This is a genomic window from Aeromonas sp. CU5, assembly GCF_002586745.1.
Classification (GTDB): Bacteria; Pseudomonadota; Gammaproteobacteria; order Enterobacterales; family Aeromonadaceae; genus Aeromonas; species Aeromonas sobria.
In genome coordinates, this window is the sequence record NZ_CP023817.1 from 2,147,092 (window position 1) to 2,164,366 (window position 17,275).

Here is a 17,275-nt window from a genome sequence, read left to right on the forward strand (position 1 = left end):
GAAAAAGAAAAAGGCCACTATCTCTAGTGGCCTTTGTAACTCTTTGATTGCTTTACTTAATAACTGGTGCCCGAGGCCGGAATCGAACCGGCACGACGCGAACGTCGAGGGATTTTAAATCCCTTGTGTCTACCGATTTCACCACTCGGGCACCGCAATCGGTATCAAGTCCGCGTGGCGGGCTTGTCAATATGGAGGCACGTTCCGGAGTCGAACCGGACTAAACGGATTTGCAATCCGCTGCATAACCGCTTTGCTAACGCGCCATGCAAAAGAGAGTTGGCTCTCTATTGTCTGAATTTGGAGCGGGAAACGAGACTCGAACTCGCGACCCCGACCTTGGCAAGGTCGTGCTCTACCAACTGAGCTATTCCCGCATTGGTCTGGCTGACTGCCTGACTACGAGGACGCATTCTAGCGATGTTCCTCGCCCAGTCAACCAGAAATATTTAATTACCTGATCGTTCGGGCATTTTTTGCCCTTTTTGAACAGTTTTAGCACCTTTGGCCGTTTCCTGTCTCAAATCAGCGGAAACCTCACCTTGCGGCGCCGGTGACTCACAGCTTGGCGTGGTGGGTCAGATCACCCCAAGCGGCCTTCATGTACTGGAACATCGACCAGAAGGTGAGCACGGTGGCGACATAGAGCATCACATAGGCGAGCCACACCATCCAGACGTTGTATTGCCAGATAAGGCCGGTGAGCGACACCATCTGGATCATGGTCTTCCACTTGCCAATCCAGCTGACCGCCACCGAGGAGCGTTTGCCCAGTTCAGCCATCCATTCGCGCAGGGCGGAGATGATGATCTCGCGGCCAATCATGGTCATGGCGGGGATGGTGACCCAGATGGTGTTGTAGTGTTCGACGATGACCACCAGCGCGGCGGCGACCATGATCTTGTCAGCAACCGGATCGAGGAAGGCACCAAAGGCGGTGGACTGGTTCAGCTTGCGTGCAAGGTAGCCATCAAACCAGTCGGTGGCAGCGGCCAGGATAAAGACGAGGGCGGCCGCCAGATAGGACCACTGATAAGGCAGATAAAACAGGATGACGAAGACGGGAATGAGCAAAATCCGGAAAAACGTCAACAGGTTAGGTATGTTTGTCATTATTTTCAGCCACTTCTTGTACGTCGCTACACAGTGCGCCAAAGCCGATTTGCGATGCAATCGCACTGGCGCTCGTCTCGGTCTTGTTAATCCATCAATCTTCTCAAGATGCGGGGCCATTATGGCATTTACGGCCCCCCCGCGTCACGGCTCTTGTGCATCAAGGAGTTAGCGATATCCTCTGGCGCCAACGAGGGGCCAACAGCGGGTCAGGCACTGTGCAAGCCATCGTGGATGGTCTGAGCCAGCTCCTGACTGATACCGGGCACCTTGGCCAACTCGTCCACGCTCGCCTTTTTCACCTCCTGCAGGCCGCCAAGGTATTTGAGCAGCGCCTGACGCCGCTTCGGGCCTACCCCAGGAATATCCTCCAGGCTGCTGCTGGTACGGGCTTTGGCGCGCCGCGCCCGGTGACCTGTGATGGCAAAACGGTGGGATTCATCGCGAATATGCTGAATAAGGTGCAAAGCGGGCATATCTGCCGGCAAGTGCAGCTCTTCGTGGCTCTCCCCCATGATCAGCGTCTCCAGCCCCGCCTTGCGGGTCACCCCCTTGGCGATCCCCACCAACAGCGGGTATTTGCCGCCGAGGAACTCCAGCTGGCGCGCCAGGATCTCTTCGGCGCGGCGCAATTGGCCAAGACCGCCATCGATAAACAGCACGTCCGGCACCTTATCCGGCTCCTGCAGCTTGCCAAAACGGCGCTCCAGCACCTGCTCCATGGCCGCGTAGTCATCGCCACCGGTAATGCCGTCGATATTGAAACGACGATACTCGGAGCTGAGCGGCCCCTCGCGGTTGAACACCACGCAAGAGGCCACCGTACGCTCCCCCATGGTGTGGGAAATATCAAAACACTCCATGCGGGCGATGGGACGCTCCAGCTCCAACAGCTCCTCCAGCTGGTCGTAGCGGGCGATGAGTGTGCTCTTGTGGGCCAGACGGGAGCGCAGCGCGGTCTCGGCGTTGATGGAGGCGAGCTTGATAAAACGAGCCCGCTCGGCGCGGGTGCGGCTGACCACCCGCACCTTGTAGCCAGCGGTCTGGCTCAGGGTCTCGGCGATGACGATCTCATCCTCGAGGGCTACATCGAGCAGCACTTCACTGGGGATCTGCCGACCCCCCTGCCCCGACAAATAGAACTGCAGCAAGAAAGATTGCACCACCTCATCGAGCGGAGTATCGGCCGGCACCTTCGGGAAGTAGCTGCGCGAGCCGAGCACCTTGCCCTGACGGATAAACAGCACGTGGATGCAGGCGGCCCCTTGCTCGAAGGCGACCCCCACCACATCCAGCTCGTCCAGCACGTTGCCGCTCACCGACTGCTGCTCGGTGACCCGGCGCAGCGCCAGGATCTGATCCCGATAGCGGGCCGCCTCTTCAAAGCGCAGATCGCCGCTGGCGGACTCCATCTTGCCCACCAGCTCGCCAATCACCTGCTGGTTCTTGCCCGCCAGAAACAGCTTGGCCAACTCCACCTGCTGGGCATATTCAGCTTCGCTCACCAGCCCTGCCACGCAGGGGCCCGCGCAGCGCTTGAGCTGATAGAGCAAGCAGGGACGGCTGCGGTTGGCGTAGACCGCATCCTCGCACTGGCGCACCGGAAAGATCTTCTGCATCAGGTGCAGGCTCTCGCGCACCGCGCCGCCAGAGGGATACGGCCCGAAATACTCCCCCTTCACCTTGCGAGCGCCGCGATGGACGCCGATGCGCGGATGCTGGTGCGCGGTGATGATGATCCAGGGGTAGGATTTATCATCCCGCAACAACACGTTGTAGCGGGGCTGGTACTGCTTGATCAGGTTGTGCTCGAGGATCAGTGCCTCGGTCTCGGTATGGGTTACTGTGACCTGGATATCAGCGATCTGGCGCACCAGAGTGCGGGTCTTGATGCTGTCGACGTTGGTACGAAAGTAGGAGGCGAGCCGCTTTTTCAGATCCTTGGCCTTGCCCACATAGATAACGGTGCCACCGCTGTCATACATGCGGTAGACGCCACTCTGATGGGTCACGGCGCTCAGAAACGCTTTGCTGTCGAAGAGGGGATCGGGAGAGAGGGTCATCAGCTACTCGGCTCATACAAAGGCAAAAATTGACGGGCAGAGCATACTGCCCCCGCCGCCTGAAAAGCAAAGGGGCAGAAAAGCAAAAAGGCGGCACCCGCCGCCTTTGAGACTTCACACGACCCGGTTACAGGGTGTCGGCATCCAGCATGCCATAGCGAATGGCCAGATGCGTCAGCTCCACGTCACCACTGATGTCCAGCTTGCTGAACAGGCGATAGCGGTAGCTGTTGACCGTCTTCGGGCTCAGATTGAGCTGCTCGGAGATATCGGTCACCTTCTGTCCCTTGGTGATCATCATCATGATCTGCAGCTCCCGCTCGGAGAGGGACTTGAAGGGATTCTCATCCGCCGAGGCAAACTGGCTCAGGGCCATCTGCTGGGCAATCTCCGGGGAGATGTAACGCTGACCGGAGTGCACCAGCCGGATCGCCTGGATCATCTCGTCAGGAGCCGCGCCCTTGGTCAGGTAACCCGCAGCACCCGCCTGCATCACCTTGGTAGGGAACGGATTTTCGCAGTGAATGGTCAGCACTATGATGCGTACATCGGGGCGGATCCGCAGAATTTTGCGCGTCGCCTCCAGACCACCAATGCCCGGCATGTTCATGTCCATCAGGATCACATCCGGATGGTGTTGGCGACAAAATGCAACGGCGGTTTCCCCGCTCTGTGCCTCGCCCACCACCTTGATCCCGCGCACGTCTTCAAGAATGCGTCTTATCCCTGTACGCACCAGCTCATGATCATCGACCAGGAATACATTTATCACCCAAACACCCCGTTTTTTATCTCGTTTTTGCCGCCCGGTTAGGGTTAACAGGGCGTCTTGCATCATAACCAAACTCGTCGGATTGGCAAACCATGTCCGCCAAAAGTTTGAGAAAACCCGTTATTGATGTTTAAAATCAAATAATTATATAAATATTAAAAACAAAAAACGGTGTCTGGCGACACCGTTGTTCCTTATCTGCACGTCGTTGCCATCACTTGGCCAACAATGCGCGTACCTTCTCCAGATCGGCTTGGGTATCTACCCCGACCGGCGGGGCTTCAAGGGCCTGGGCGACGTGGATCTTCTCGCCATACCAGAGCACCCGCAGCTGCTCCAGCGCCTCGACCTGCTCCAACACGCTCGGTGTCCAGTCCACATAACGCTGGATGAATCCGGCGCGATAGGCGTAGATGCCGATGTGGCGCTGATAGTGGCCGCCAATCTGCTCGTGACTCTTGGCAAATCGGTCCCGATCCCAGGGAATGCTGGCGCGGCTGAAATAGAGGGCGTAGCCATCCTTGTCAGTCACTACCTTGACCGCATTGGGATTGAACGCCTCTTCGGCATCCTTGATCGGCACAGACAAGGTGGCCATCGGCGCCGTGGCAGCAGCCAGATTGTCGGCCACCTGACGAATGATGGCGGGCGGAATGAGCGGTTCATCCCCCTGCACGTTGACGATGATGGTATCGGCAGCGAAGCCGTAGTGACGGCATACTTCGGCCAGACGCTCGGTGCCGGACTGGTGATCCGGTGAGGTCATGCACACCTCGACACCGGTCGCCGCCAACGCCTGCGCGACTCGCTGATCATCGGTGGCGACAATCACCCGGTCGGCACCAGATTGCAGCGCTTTTTCAACTACATGCTGCACCATAGGCTTGCCATGGATATCCGCCAGCGGCTTGCCCGGCAAGCGGGTTGACGCATAGCGGGCTGGAATAACGACCACGAAACTCATGATGGCAGCTCATCGCTATTGAGCAGGCGGGCGCGGTTTTCCAACAGCACCGGGATCCCCTCTTCCAGCGGATAGGCCAGCTTGTCGAAGCGGCAAACCAGCTCATGAACGGCTTTGTTGTAGTGCAACTTACCCTTGCAGACCGGGCAGGCGATGATGTCGAGCAACTTGATATCTAATGCCAAAACGATACTCCTTCAACGATGTCGAGCCAGCCACACAACCCGGCCAGCTATGATGTCGAGCAATCCGATATGTTAAATCCCGGCACCCGCATTGGGTGCTTTCACCAATTTCAATTTCTGCAGCAGGGTATCGAGCAGGGGGGCCGGCAATTGGGCGCTGACCGGCAGATACCACCAGTTATCGAGGGCAAACGAGCGACATTTGACCGCATCCTTTTCGGTCATCAGCAGCGGCTTGGCGGCAAAGCGACCCACCAGCTCGGTGCGATCGAAGGGGTGGTGATCCCCGTAAGCGACCTGCTGATCCAGTGCGTAGCCCAATCCCTCCAGAGTGGCAAAGAAACGGGGGGGATGGCCAATGCCTGCCAGTGCATCAACCGGCCCTGACAAGGGCACCGCCAGCGGTGCATCGTCGCGCACCCGGCGCGGGGCATCGGCCACCAGTTGCATGGGGTACTCACCCTTGCCCGGCTCGCCACCATTACAGATGATGGCGTCAACCCGCTTTAAACGGGTGACCGGCTCGCGCAGCGGTCCCATGGGGAGCAGACAGGCATTGCCAAAGCGCCGGGCGCCATCCACCACCACCAGCTCGATGTCGCGGGCCAGCGCATAGTGCTGCAGGCCGTCGTCGGTGATGATGATATCCACCTCACCGCTCTGCTCCAGCAGCCGTACCGCATCGGCCCGTTTCGGTGCGACCACCACCGGGCAACCGCAACGCCGGGCGATCAACACGGGTTCATCCCCCGCCTGCGCCGTGGTGCTGGTCTCATCCAGCCGATAAGGGTAATGGGGCGCCTTGCCACCATAACCCCGACTCACCACCCCGGGACGAAAACCGCGTACTTGCAGCTGCTCCACCAGCCAGACCACTACCGGGGTCTTGCCGTTGCCACCCACCGAAATATTGCCCACCACAATCACCGGCAAGGAGGAACGATACCCCTTGCGCCAGCCGTGGCGATAGGCGTAGCGGCGGGTGCCGCTGATGATGGCGAACAGCAGGGCAAACGGCGCCAGCAACCAGCGCCAGCCACTTTTGCCGAACCAGAGCTGTTGCAGCATTAGGCCTTGGTTCCCAGTGAAGCGCTCCCAAACTGGATGGCCCGCAGCTGGGCATAGGTGCCCTGCATGGCCATCAAGGTTTCATGGTTGCCGCGCTCAACGATATGACCCTCGTCGATCACCAGGATCTCGTCCGCCTTCTCGATGGTAGAGAGACGGTGGGCGATCATCAGCGAAGTGCGCGCTTTGCACAGCTCGTCGATGGCAGCCTGAATGTGGCGCTCGGACTCGGTATCGAGGGCCGAAGTCGCCTCATCGAGCAGCAGCACAGGTGCATCACGCAGCAGGGCGCGGGCGATGGCGATACGCTGGCGCTGGCCACCAGACAGCGATGCCCCGTTCTCGCCCACCACTGTGTCGTAACCTTCCGGCATCTTGCGGACAAACTCATCGGCATGGGCAATGCGGGCAGCCTGCTGGATCTCGTCCAGGCTGTAGCGCTCTTCGGCGGCATAGGCAATGTTATTGGCCACCGAGTCATTGAACAGGTGCACATGCTGGGAGACCAGCGCGTACTGCTTGCGCAGCTCGCTCAACTTGTATTCGCGGATGTTGACGCCGTCCAGCAGGATCTCGCCCTGCTCGATATCGTAGAAACGGGTCAACAGGCTGGCGATGGTGCTCTTGCCGGAGCCGGAGCGGCCCACCAGCGCCACCGATTTACCCGCCTCGACCTTGAAGCTGACATTGTGCAGCGCCGGTGTCTCTTTGGTCGGGTAGCTAAAGGTGACGTTGCGAAACTCGATTTCGCCACGGGCGCGCGCCAGAGTACGGGTCCCTGAATCTTCTTCCGGAGTGGAATCGAGCAGGCCGAACAGGCTCTGACAGGCGGTGATGCCGCGCTGGAACTGGTTATTGACGTCAGTCAGGCTTTTCAGCGGCTTGAGCAGCATCATCATGGAGGTGACCATGACGGTAAAGGTACCGGCGGTCAGAGTCGCCTTGACGCTGTCGATGGTCGCCACATAGAGGAATGTCGCCAGCGCGACCGAGGCCACCATCTGGACGATAGGACTGCCGATGGCATCGGCCGCGACCATCTTCATGGTCTGCTGACGCATCCGGTTGCTGACCGTGAAGAAGCGCTTGTCTTCCACCTGCTGGCCACCAAACATCAGCACCTCTTTATGACCTTTCAGCATCTGCTCGGTGGAGGTAGTGATGTCTCCCACCGCTTGCTGAATATGGCGGCTGATCTGGCGAAAGCGTCGGCTGATCAGGCCAATCAGGATCCCCACCACAGGGCCCACCACCAGGAAGATCACTGACAGCTGCCAGGAGTGCCAGAACATCAGCCCCAGCAGACCCACCACTGTGGCACCCTCTCGCACCAGCGACACCAGAGTTGAGCTGGCAGCAGAGGATACCTGGCCCGCGTCATAGGTCACTTTGGAGAGTAAGTTGCCGGTATTCTGGCGGTCAAAGAAGCTCATGGGCATTGCCATCAGGTGGCTAAAAACCTGCTGCTGCAGCCGCATCACCACATGGTTGCCGACCCAGGCCATGCAATAGTTAGAGAGGAAAGCGGCGCAACCGCGCAGCGCCACAATGCCGAGAACGAAGAAAGGCATCCATTTCAATACGCTGCTGTCATTGCCATTGAGGCCCTGATCGATCAACGGTTTGATGGAGTAGACGAAGGTGGTATCCACGGCGGCATAGCCCAGCATCCCGATGATGCCACCAACCAGGCCCAGCTTGCGGTCCCGGACATAGCCGAGCAGGCGTTTGAATACTGGCCAGCTCTCTTGTGAGGTTTCTTGTTGCATGAATAGCCGTTAGTAATGGAAATGACGCGCCATTCTAGCCAAAGCTTGGGTTTCCACCAAGTGCCGCCTTGGATATGACCGCCATCCACACCGGAAGTGACTATTTATTGGCCAAACCACCGCTTCGGCCGCCACCAGTCGCCACTGCGCCGATACCAGGGGCCATCATCACGCTCGGCCGTGACACGCAAGCCGTCGGCTGTTGGCTCGACCAAGATCGCCCCCTGCTGACCGGTGATCCACTGGCGAGCATCCCTATAACGGGCCACCACCTCGGGGCGGGGAAAGTTCCACTGGTTCCTGAAACCGGCGCTATGGACCACCTCTCGGGCCGCCACCGCCGCCACAAATGGTGGGGTGGAAGAGCTGCGGCTGCCATGATGGGGGCTCACCAGCAAGGTGCTGGCCAAACCCTCCCCCTCCCGCGCCACCAGTCGCTGCTCGGCCTGCCGTTCGATATCGGCGCTCAGCAATATGCTGCGCTCGCCATCGCTGATGCGTACCACGCAGCCATCGTTGTTACGCCCACCGCCCGGGTGCTCTGGCCAGAGCACCACAAACGCGAGCCCCTGCCAGTGCCACTGCTGACCCCGCTGGCAGAGGGTGGTTCCCTCGCTGAAGGGATAAGATGAGGTTTCATGGCGAACCGGCATGGCGCTGAGCAGCCGCCTGCGATTACCGGCATGATCCCGATCCTTGTGGCTGATGATGAGACGATCGATCACTCTGATACCCAGACGGCTCAACTGGGGCAAGATCACCGCATCCGCCATGTTGTAGCCCCCGGGATAGCGATCACCGGTGTCATAGAGGATGGCGCGCTCGCCCTTGCTGATCAGCACCGCCAACCCCTGTCCCACATCCAGCACCCGCAGTTGCCAGCGGGCCGGTGCAGGCCAGCACGCCAACACCAGCGCAAGGGCGCCCGGCAACCACAGCCAGCGGGCGGGGCGCCACTGCCAACCGAACCAGAGCAGCAACAGCAGGGCACAGAGCGGCAGCCACCAGCCGGGCAGTGGCCACCACAGTTGCAACTGACTTGCCAACCAGCTCAAGGTGGCCAGCACCCACCCCAGCCCCAGATCCGCCAACCAGAACAGGCCATAGGCGAGCGAAGTGGAGAGCGGCGCCAGCAGCACGCCAATCAGCGCCAGTGGTATGATGGCAATACAGAAGAGCGGTACCGCCAGCAGGTTGATCACCATGGCCAACGGCGCTATCCCCTCAAATAGCGCCAACTGCAGTGGCAACAGGCCGAGCAGCAACCAGAGCTGGATCTGCCACAGCCCGGGCTTGTGGTGGAAATATCCCACCAACAGCAAAATGGCCACCGCCAGAAACGAGAGCCAGAACCCGGCCGAATAGAGGGCAAAGGGGTCCCAGAGGGTTAGCACCACAAAGGCCCACAACCAGATGCGCCAGGCAGGCCACTCCCGCCGGCTCCAGCGCAGCACACTCCACACCAGCACCATGATCAAGGCCCGCTCAGTGGCCACCGCAAATCCTGCCAGTGCGCTATAGACGGCGGCAAACAGCAGGGACGTGACAATGGCGCCACGCAGGCCAAACAAGCGCCCCAGCCACCACCCGAGCACCGCCACCAGCGCAATGTGTTGCCCTGAAATGGCGATGATATGAGTCAGGCCGCTACCGCGAAACAGCTCCCACTGGGCATCCGTGATGCCACTCTGTTCGCCAAAGGTGAGGGCTGCCAGCAAGGGTGCATGGTTAAGCGAGCGCCAACTCTCGGTCGCCGCCTCCAACCAGCGTTCACGCCAGCCCGCGGCCACTGGCTCAATGGCGATCACCCGACGCAGATTGCCAGTCGCGGTGATCCCCTTGCCCAGCAGCAGACGCCGCCCATCCAGCCCCGCCTCGTTGGCAAGACCGTGGGCCGGTTTCAACGAGGTGACCAGGGTGATCCGGCTGCCCACTGTCATGGCGGGCAATGCCTGATAGGCATTGACCCGGATCAGGGGCTCAGGTGTCACCGGTTGTTCGTCGAGGGTGCTCACCCGCAGCAGCAGCCGGACAAATTTATCCCCCTCGGGCTCTGCACTTTGCAGCTGCGCGGTTATGATGTGGCTTGTTTGCTCTCCAAGCTGGTTCAACCACGTCAGCCGATAGGCAAGGTTGGCTTGCATCCAGAGGATACCAAGCAGGAGAAACAGCAGCCGCCATGCGCGGTAATATGCAAGGGGAACCAGCAGGGACAGCAACAGGCCCCCCCATGCGAGTGAAGGTAACCATGGCCAGAGCAGTGAGGAGCTTGCCCCCAGGGCAAACGACAATAGACGCAGATCCATGGGATAAGTATTTAGCAAGGTTTCAATATGCCCAAACGACTCATAAAACGCTGGATGCCCGATCAACAAACCCTGAAAGAACACAAGCACTTGCGACTGTTCGGCAAACTGCTGCTCGACGCCAATCTCTGGCATCTCAATCGACGCTCTGCCGCAGGGGCATTTGCAGTGGGCCTTTTCATGGCCTGGGTGCCACTGCCCTGCCAGATGTTGCTGGCCGCCGGGGGGGCCATCCTGTTTCGGGTCAACTTACCGCTCTCGGTGGCGCTGGTCTGGCTCTCCAACCCCTTCACCATGCCACCCCTGCTCTATGGCGCCTATCTGGTCGGTTGCCAGCTGCTGGGACATTCGGCGCAGCAGATCGAGATTGAGTTCACCTGGGACTGGCTGGTCTCGGTGCTGGGGACGATAGCGCCGCCGCTGTTGCTGGGATCGCTGATACTGGCACAGCTGAGTTCCCTCATCGGCTACACCCTGATCCGCACCTTCTGGCGGATCAGCACGGTGCGCCAGTGGCAAAAGCGCAAAATGGCCCGCCCATGCTGAGTCGCTGGTTTGCCCGCTTCAAAATAGACCCCGACACCCTGCGCCAGCAAAAATGGTTTGCGCTGTTTGGTGAGCGGTTGCTGGCACCCGCGCTGTGGCAAGGGGGCTCCCGAGCCCTCAGTGGCGCGGTAGCGGCCGGGATCTTCGCCTGCTGGATCCCCATCCCGATGCATTCGCTCATCGCCGTCGGACTGGCGCTGGCGTTCAGCCTCAACCTGCCGCTGGCCCTGCTGGCGGTTTGGTTCAACAATCCGCTGACTTTGCCGTTCATGTATCTCTACGCCTATCGCACCGGTTGTCTGGTGCTGCACCAGACGCCGGAGCCTTTCCACCTTAGCTGGACCCTCCACTGGCTGGAGCAGGAGGCGGTGACCCTGGTGCCTCCATTCCTGCTCGGCAGCCTGCTGCTGGCGGTGTTGACCGCCCTGAGCGGCGGCGCCCTGACCGCGCTGCTACTGCAGTTGCGCAAGCTGTGACAAGGCGCTCGCCACCACTAAATTGTCCTTTCCATTGATTGGCGATCAAAAAAGCCCGTCACCAAGGTGACGGGCTTTTTCATGGCATAGTGCCGCAAAGAGCCGCATAGTGCCAAAGCACAAGGCAATGCGGTTACAGCACCTTGGCGATCGCCTCGCACAGGGGATCGATATTGGCGCGGGTAATACCGGCCACGCTGATCCGGCCGGAACCGACGATGTAGATGGCAAACTCGCTGTTGAGGCGCGCAACCTGATCCTTGGAGAGACCAGAGAAGGAGAACATGCCGTTCTGCTCGCGGATAAAGCTGAAATCCTGGCTCACGCCGAGAGCAGCCAGCTTCTCTACCAGCAGCTCGCGCATCTCGCGAATGCGCACCCGCATCGCGGCCACTTCTTCGACCCATTCGGCATAGAGAGCCGGATCGCTCACCACGGCGGTGACCACAGCGGCACCGTGTGACGGCGGGTTGGAGTAGTTGGCACGGATAACGGTCTTGACCTGAGTGAAGGCCACGTCGGCGATCTCTTTGGTCGCGCTCACCAGAGTGAAGGCACCGACCCGCTCGTTGTAGAGGCCGAAGTTCTTGGAGAAGGAGCTCGCCACCAGCAGTTCGTCATGGCACTCGGCGAAGATACGCAGACCTTCGGCATCCTCTTCGATACCACGGGCAAAGCCCTGATAGGCAAAGTCAAACATTGGCAGCCAGCCAGCGGCAGCACTCTGCTTGGCCAGTGCGCGCCACTGATCGCTGGTGGGGTCGATACCGGTCGGGTTGTGGCAGCAGCCGTGCAGCAGCACCAGCTCACCCGGCTGCACGTCAGCCAACGAGGCCTGCATGGCGGCGAAGTCGAGCGCCTTGGTGGCCGCGTCGTAGTACTTGTACCACTTGACGGTCAGACCTGCGGCCTGGAATACGCTGACGTGGTTGGCCCAAGTGGGATCGGAGATCCAGATGGTCTTGGCCAGACCATTGCGTACCACGAATTCGGCGGCGATACGCAGGGCACCGGTACCGCCCGGCGCTTGGGCGGTCTTGGCACGGCCGCTGGCGACCAGCGCGGAATTTTGCCCGAACAGCAGTTGCTGCACGATGCGGCCATATTCGATATTGCCTTCAATACCGAGGTAATTCTTGGTCTTCTCGTCAGTCAGCAGCTTCTGCTCGGCTTTCTTGACACAGTGAAGGATTGGGGTGGCACCGGTCTCATCCTTGTAGATCCCGACCCCCAAATTGATCTTGTGGCTGCGAGAGTCAGCGCGGAAGGCTTCGGTCAGGCCCAGGATCGGATCCGCTGGGGCGGCAACAACCTTTTCAAACATGGTATTCCCTGTATTCCGTTGAGTTCGTTGGGTGGCAAAGCGGCTTGATAAACAAAAGCGCTCATCTAGCGAGCGCTTCGTCAACTCTTTATATCATCGCGTTCAATGGGGGAAAACCGCTTTTTGGCTCGCTTACAGGCCAATTTCAACCAACCGCATGCCAGGCTGGCGCCAATGCGCACACCTCGGCCGACAAGCCACCATTGGACTCAACCAAACCGCTACAAACTGCTAACAATGACTTGGGGATCCGGCTCGGTTCCCAGGGCCGAGGATCCGTCAAGGGTTGGGCATAAGCGCTGAGGATGGGTGCCAGATCACGGGGCAACCACCAGCTGGCCGGACGGCCGAGCCGCTGGGCCAGCGCCTGTACCCGATCCACCCCGGCAGGGTCGAGGGCGGTGAGATGGCTCCACAGCACATTGGGCGGCAAGGCGGCCACCACCTGCTGCAAGGCAAGGGGGGCCGTTGAGGGAGCAAACACCAGCAAGGTGCCGGCATCAACGGGAAGCTCGGCAAAGGCGCCAACGCTGTCGGTGGTGATCACCCGCTCGATATTCCCCTCCCCCCACAGGATCTTGCCAAGACCCGCCAGAGTGCGTTCCGGCAGGGCTACCTCCCCCAGCGCCTGTAACCAGGGCGCTGCATCGATCAGAGTACCACCGCTGAAAAAGAGGCTGAACGGCTGGGCGGCGCGCAAGCGCAACAGCTGATCGGCACAGAGCCGAATCCCCTTGTCCTCGAAGTCGATCTGCTCGTTGGGGGAGAAGTTCACCTCTGACTTGCGATAGAGCGCAGCCAGCACCCGCTCGTTGACCAGCTCCCCCAGCTGCCAGCCCTGAGCATGCAGCCACTCCTCGGGCTCCGGGGGGGCGATGGCGATCTCGGCCAGCATCAGCTCGCGGGTGAGATAGCGCCGACCGGCCGGTGTCAGCTCATAGCGATGCTGGCCCACCGCTAGCAGCAGCTGGTTGTCCCTGAGCAAGCCCACCAGCGGCTGCCACTGACGGCCACGGATCACCGCTGGCGCGTGTTCCAGCAACTGCTGCGCCAGCGCCCGCCATTCGGGGTGACTAAAGTCGATCAATTGCAATCCATCCCTGTAAACAGCCAATCGGATAAACAGCCTGAAAAGGTACCGTTACCCGCTGATGACGCCAAGCCTCCCGCGCCAATTACGTGACCTTGCTCCCTGCAATTGTGTCCTAACAGAAGAGCCCACCATGGTGGTGGGCTCTTGTTTGATAACGGTGCGACGCTTACTCGATATTGAGCCGCAGCTCGGCATCGTGCCAACCCAGTGGCAGAGTCAGCAACTGATCAATCAGCTCCCGCCGATCGGATTTTTCCAGATAGGCGAGATAGAGCGGACGACTCAAGGCGTGGCCACCCTCAACCAGATGAAGCGCCCCCTGCTCGAGGAAGGGACTGACCATCCGCCGGGGCAGATAGGCGGCGCCACCGTTGGCCAGCACGAACTGCAGCGCCATGCTGGCGGAGCTGGAGTGCAGCACCGGGGTCTTTTGCAGACTCTGCAGGCGGCTCGGCTGTGGCTCGAAGCTGGTACCCCAATCAAGATGGATATGAGGCATCTGCATCAGGTTATCGGCATTGGCCGCCGGATCACGGCTCACCAGCTCGAACACCAGCTCACCAATAGGATGCAGGGCAATCTCGTCAATTTTGGTGGGCTCGGAGAGCAGGGCCAGATCGAGGGAGCGCTCCAGCAACTGGCGGCAGAGGTGTTCGCGAGAGGCAGTCTCCAGCCGCACCGCCAACCCGGGCGCCAGCGCATAGATGTGATTGAGCCAGTCGTTGAAATCGAGCTCCCAGAAAACTGCGGGGGCACCGATGGCCAACTGCTGGCTGAACCCTGGCGAGAGCGCCACATCCTGCTTGGCACGGCCGAGGGTGTGCAAGATGGCATCCGCATAAGGCAACAAACGCTCGCCGGAAGCGGTCAGGCGAATGTTGTTGCGATGACGGGCAAACAGACTGACACCCAATTGCTGCTCGAGCTGGCGGATCCTGAAACTCACCGCCGACTGGGTCAGGTAGAGATTTTCTGCCGCCCTGCCAAAGTGCCGGGTCTTGCTGACCTCGATAAAAGTCCGAAGCAGCTCGGTATCCATTAATCCATGGACTCGTCACTGCTGCGGCCACTGCCGCTGCCGCCACCGACATCAAAACTGGCGCCGCCACTGCTCTCTTCGTTGGCACCGCCGACCACTGTACAGAGGCGATGCACCCGCTTGGGACCGATCACCTTGAGGTATTTGAACCATACCTTGGCGTGGGGATTCGTGCCTGCTGCGCCGGATTTGACCTGCTCGACGAAAGCCGTCTCGACATCGTCACGGGCGATCTGCGTGCCCTGATAGAGTGCCAGCATGGCTGAACCATATTTTTCCAGACTGTCCGCTTCGGCCACAGTGAATTCACCACTGCGACGCAGGCCACGGGGAAAATGTTTGAAGTCATTGAAACGCTTGTCTGATTCGAAGCTCATAGTGCTCTTTTTCTGGTTAGTTTGACCTTTGCGGGCAAGTATCATCAGGCCATCGCCGAGTGCAAAATCAATTTTCTCACTATATTAATAAATATCTTTTATCGAAGTCCATTTGCCCCATAGCTTGCGCCGATTTTGTGGCAGAACACACAAAAATCGTTGATAAATAACAGGCTTATGTAAGTTCATCGCCATCCGACACGGCCACTTTCTGGATTTTCAGGTAAAAATAAAGCGCCATACGGCGCTTTATTTATCACATCAGCGATGCCAATGTCATTTCAGGTTCACCTGCACTTATTCAATCATGGCCGGTTGTGCCAGGTTATCGGCACGCCACAAACGGTAACGCACGTCATACTCCTGCGGCACATAAATCACGAACGGCAGTTTGGAGTTGTAATTCACAAAGAAACCCTGACCATAAATCTGGACGAAGGTCTCTTTTTGCTGATTTTCCGGGCACATCATCAGGGTGCTGATGGGATCAGAGATCTTACCCAGTTTCAGGTAGTTGTAGCCCCAGCCTTTCACGCTGTGCTGTTCAAGGTTGCCCGCAAAACGGGGCACGTTGCAATCAACCATCATCTTTTTGCCAACCTGCAGCTCGACCATCATGTCGGCTTCTTTCTCGACTTCAGGCAGGCGGATCACCACACGTTCCTGATTCACGTCAGCGGCTGGGAACATGCTGATATCAAATTTTTTCGGCTCGGCGGCGAAGGCATGGCCACCCAACAACAAGGCGCCCAGCAGGCTAAAACGCAATACGGTTTTCATCTGTACCTCTTGGGGTTGCTTCAACGCCGCTAGACTAACCGCTCTGCCGATTTCATGCCAGCGGTCTGCTACGTAAAAACTGCGTAAAATGATGCAGATCCGGCACACCATGACGTGATCTGGCTATTTTCTGACAGGGCGCACACTTCAATAACCGGTATGAAAGACAAAAGCGAGACCCATGGGCCTCGCTTTGCATTCAAATGGCGCCTGGCGGTTATTTAGCCGCCCCTTCATGGGCCTTGATGACGGCCACCGCCTTGTCGGGGAAGTCACTGAACACCCCGTCCACATCGGCCTGATAAAGGAAAATATTGAGCAGGTCGGTGAAGTCCCTGGCATAGGCCGGGATCTGCCCCTCATCCTGACGGAAGGTATAGGGGTGAACTTTCAGCCCCGCCGCGTGGGCCTCTTTCACCATGCCGGTAAAGGTCGGTTTGCCCAAAGTGCCCGGTTCGGTAACGATCATTGGCTTCCAGGGGCCTATCCCTTCGGCATAGCTGGCGATGGTTTTCATGGCACCCGGCTTGAACATCCAGTCGTAGTTGTAGGGGGTCGCCTTACCCTTGGCGTCATAGACCATGGTCTCGTTCCAGTCGGTCTCGGCCATCAGCTGCACCAGTTTCAGATCCATGCCCATGGCAGGCATCAGCTCGCTATTGATGCGCTTGAGTTCATCGGCATCGAAGCACTGCAGATAGACCTTGTCATCCTTCCCGGTGTAGCCGTACTCCTTGAGCACCTTCAGCACCGCCTTGGAAATATCCTTGCCCTCGTGACGGAACAACCAGGGGGCCTTGATTTCGGGATAGATGCCGATGTGCTTGCCGGTGCTCTTGTTGAGCCCCTGGATCATCTCGATCTCCTGCTGGAAGGTATGGATCTTGAAGTCCGACTTCCAGAGCGGGAAGCGGGCCGGATAGACCGGTACCTGCTTGCCATCCACCAGTTGGAACGGCTCGGTCATGCGCAGGGTGCGCACCTCGGCCAGGGTGAAATCCACCACATAGTAACGGCCGTCCGGACGGGCACGACCGGGGAAACGTTCGGCCACATCGGTGATGCCATCGAGGAAGTGATCGTGCATTACCACCAACTGGTCATCCTTGGTCATCACCAGATCCTGCTCCAGATAGTCGGCCCCCATGCCATAGGCCAGCGCCTTGGACTCCAGGGTATGCTCGGGCAGGTAGCCGGAAGCACCACGGTGGGCAATCACCACCTTGCCTTCATCGGCAGCAAATACGGGTAATGAGAGGGATGCCCCAAGGCTCAAGGCGATGAGGGAAACGGCGAGTTTTTTCATATGTGATGCTCGTTATTATTGTGTGTAGGGAATTGTTCTATCAGAGGTTTATTGCATATTTTCGGTGGATAGCAGTGGGCAGCAGCGCGCTGCC

At 59.2% G+C, this 17,275-nt stretch carries 16 protein-coding genes and 3 tRNA genes; 2 read left to right on the forward strand and 17 right to left on the reverse strand.

Going from position 1 to position 17,275, the window contains the following annotated elements:
* Window positions 1-64: 64 nt before the first annotated feature.
* The 11 genes from CK911_RS09315 to CK911_RS09365 form a co-directional block, all read right to left on the reverse strand.
* A tRNA-Leu gene (locus CK911_RS09315) sits at window positions 65-151 on the reverse strand.
* A gap of 41 nt (window positions 152-192) precedes the next feature.
* A tRNA-Cys gene (locus CK911_RS09320) sits at window positions 193-266 on the reverse strand.
* A gap of 35 nt (window positions 267-301) precedes the next feature.
* Window positions 302-377: transfer RNA gene (locus tag CK911_RS09325), tRNA-Gly, on the reverse strand.
* 181 nt (window positions 378-558) lie between these two features.
* Complete coding sequence (gene pgsA / locus CK911_RS09330; RefSeq protein WP_042018936.1) at window positions 559-1,113, reverse strand: CDP-diacylglycerol--glycerol-3-phosphate 3-phosphatidyltransferase; 555 nt, start codon at window positions 1,111-1,113, stop codon at window positions 559-561.
* Between the two features lie 209 nt (window positions 1,114-1,322).
* Entirely contained in the window at window positions 1,323-3,176 is a 1,854-nt protein-coding gene (uvrC, locus tag CK911_RS09335; RefSeq protein WP_098969730.1) for an excinuclease ABC subunit UvrC, read from the reverse strand.
* 127 nt (window positions 3,177-3,303) lie between these two features.
* The gene (uvrY, locus tag CK911_RS09340) at window positions 3,304-3,948 is read right to left on the reverse strand and encodes a UvrY/SirA/GacA family response regulator transcription factor (RefSeq protein ID WP_042018933.1); all 645 of its coding nucleotides are present in this window, start codon (window positions 3,946-3,948) and stop codon (window positions 3,304-3,306) included.
* Between the two features lie 214 nt (window positions 3,949-4,162).
* Window positions 4,163-4,912, reverse strand: a complete 750-nt coding sequence (kdsB, locus tag CK911_RS09345; RefSeq protein WP_042018931.1) for a 3-deoxy-manno-octulosonate cytidylyltransferase — start codon at window positions 4,910-4,912, stop codon at window positions 4,163-4,165.
* Window positions 4,909-5,097: a Trm112 family protein gene (locus CK911_RS09350; RefSeq protein WP_042018929.1), complete on the reverse strand. Its 189-nt coding sequence runs from the start codon at window positions 5,095-5,097 to the stop codon at window positions 4,909-4,911. The genes kdsB and CK911_RS09350 overlap by 4 nt, the downstream gene beginning before the upstream one ends.
* Before the next feature lie 72 nt (window positions 5,098-5,169).
* Entirely contained in the window at window positions 5,170-6,165 is a 996-nt protein-coding gene (lpxK, locus tag CK911_RS09355) for a tetraacyldisaccharide 4'-kinase (RefSeq protein ID WP_098969731.1), read from the reverse strand.
* On the reverse strand, window positions 6,165-7,934 hold the full coding sequence (gene msbA / locus CK911_RS09360; RefSeq protein ID WP_098969732.1) for a lipid A ABC transporter ATP-binding protein/permease MsbA: 1,770 nt from the start codon (window positions 7,932-7,934) through the stop codon (window positions 6,165-6,167). Before msbA ends, lpxK begins: the two co-directional genes overlap by 1 nt.
* Before the next feature lie 104 nt (window positions 7,935-8,038).
* Window positions 8,039-10,240, reverse strand: a complete 2,202-nt coding sequence (locus CK911_RS09365; RefSeq protein ID WP_172953991.1) for a DNA internalization-related competence protein ComEC/Rec2 — start codon at window positions 10,238-10,240, stop codon at window positions 8,039-8,041.
* Between the two features lie 27 nt (window positions 10,241-10,267).
* Between CK911_RS09365 and CK911_RS09370 the strand changes: the two genes are divergently transcribed.
* Both CK911_RS09370 and CK911_RS09375 read left to right on the forward strand, forming a co-directional pair.
* On the forward strand, window positions 10,268-10,786 hold the full coding sequence (locus CK911_RS09370; protein ID WP_098972563.1) for a DUF2062 domain-containing protein: 519 nt from the start codon (window positions 10,268-10,270) through the stop codon (window positions 10,784-10,786).
* Window positions 10,780-11,262 (forward strand): DUF2062 domain-containing protein, encoded by a 483-nt coding sequence (locus tag CK911_RS09375; RefSeq protein WP_098969733.1) that lies wholly within the window; start codon window positions 10,780-10,782, stop codon window positions 11,260-11,262. Before CK911_RS09370 ends, CK911_RS09375 begins: the two co-directional genes overlap by 7 nt.
* 133 nt (window positions 11,263-11,395) lie before the next feature.
* Here the strand turns inward: CK911_RS09375 and CK911_RS09380 are convergent, their stop codons facing one another.
* From CK911_RS09380 to glpQ, 6 genes are all read right to left on the reverse strand, one after another.
* Window positions 11,396-12,586 (reverse strand): amino acid aminotransferase, encoded by a 1,191-nt coding sequence (locus CK911_RS09380; RefSeq protein WP_098969734.1) that lies wholly within the window; start codon window positions 12,584-12,586, stop codon window positions 11,396-11,398.
* A gap of 145 nt (window positions 12,587-12,731) precedes the next feature.
* Window positions 12,732-13,673 (reverse strand): hypothetical protein, encoded by a 942-nt coding sequence (locus CK911_RS09385; protein WP_172953992.1) that lies wholly within the window; start codon window positions 13,671-13,673, stop codon window positions 12,732-12,734.
* A 172-nt stretch (window positions 13,674-13,845) separates the two neighbouring features.
* Complete coding sequence (gene hdfR / locus CK911_RS09390) at window positions 13,846-14,718, reverse strand: HTH-type transcriptional regulator HdfR (RefSeq protein ID WP_068977468.1); 873 nt, start codon at window positions 14,716-14,718, stop codon at window positions 13,846-13,848.
* Entirely contained in the window at window positions 14,718-15,095 is a 378-nt protein-coding gene (locus CK911_RS09395) for a DUF413 domain-containing protein (RefSeq protein ID WP_068977469.1), read from the reverse strand. Before CK911_RS09395 ends, hdfR begins: the two co-directional genes overlap by 1 nt.
* A 297-nt stretch (window positions 15,096-15,392) precedes the next feature.
* A complete protein-coding gene (gene eco / locus CK911_RS09400; RefSeq protein ID WP_042018918.1) occupies window positions 15,393-15,875 on the reverse strand; it encodes a serine protease inhibitor ecotin in 483 nt (160 codons plus the stop codon).
* Between the two features lie 217 nt (window positions 15,876-16,092).
* A complete protein-coding gene (glpQ, locus tag CK911_RS09405) occupies window positions 16,093-17,181 on the reverse strand; it encodes a glycerophosphodiester phosphodiesterase (protein WP_098969735.1) in 1,089 nt (362 codons plus the stop codon).
* Window positions 17,182-17,275 lie beyond the last annotated feature (94 nt).